1 protein-coding gene and 1 pseudogene are annotated in these 675 nt (G+C 72.0%); one reads left to right on the top strand and one right to left on the bottom strand.

What is annotated here, in order from left to right; translation table 11 throughout:
• A pseudogene (locus CCR97_RS20995) lies at positions 1-380 on the top strand (methyl-accepting chemotaxis protein); the annotation flags it as partial.
• 147 nt (positions 381-527) lie between these two features.
• Here CCR97_RS20995 and CCR97_RS32570 read toward each other — a convergent pair.
• Positions 528-675 (bottom strand): SUMF1/EgtB/PvdO family nonheme iron enzyme (locus tag CCR97_RS32570; protein ID WP_201159809.1); only part of this gene is annotated, 148 nt, incomplete at its 5' end.

Below are 675 nucleotides of genomic sequence, written 5' to 3'. Positions count from 1 at the left end.
AGAACCTCGCCGGCCAGACCGCCAAGGCGACCGAGGACATCTCGGGCCAGATCGGCGCCATCCAGGAGGTCGCCGACCGGGCGCTCGCCGCCATGCGGCGCATCGGCGCGACCATCACGGAGGTGTCGAGCGTGGCGAGCTCGATCGCCGCCGCCGTGGAAGAGCAAGGGGCGGCGACGGCCGAGATCACCCGCAACACGCAGGCCGCGGCGCGGCGGACGCAGAGCGTCTCGGACAACATCTCCGGCGTGCGCAATTGCGCCGATCAGACCGGCACCGCGGCGGGCGGCGTGCGCTCCAGCGCGGCGGTGCTCAACGTCCAGGCCGACAAGCTGCGTGGCGAGGTCGACAGCTTCCTGACCCGGATTCGGGCAGCGTGAGAGGAAGCGGGTCGTTCCGGGACGCTGCGCAGCAGCGGGCCCGGACCCCATACCCCCTGTCTCACGTGAGCCTCGAACACCGGGGATATGGATTCCGGGCTCGCGAGCCTTCGGCTCGCGCCCCGGAATGACGGAGTAATACTCGCCTCACCTGACGAGATCGCGCACCACCCGGAACCCGACGATCGCGCTGCGGTCGTCGGGTTTGTTCATTGTGCGGGCGGCGGCGCGCAGGCGGCGGGCGTCGTCGACCCAGGAGCCGCCGCGCACGACGCGCCGGCCGCAGTCGCCGTCG

The sequence above is a fragment of the Rhodoplanes elegans genome (assembly GCF_016653355.1).
Taxonomy (GTDB): domain Bacteria; phylum Pseudomonadota; class Alphaproteobacteria; order Rhizobiales; family Xanthobacteraceae; genus Rhodoplanes; species Rhodoplanes elegans.
This window is presented reverse-complemented; position numbering and strand designations above follow the sequence as displayed.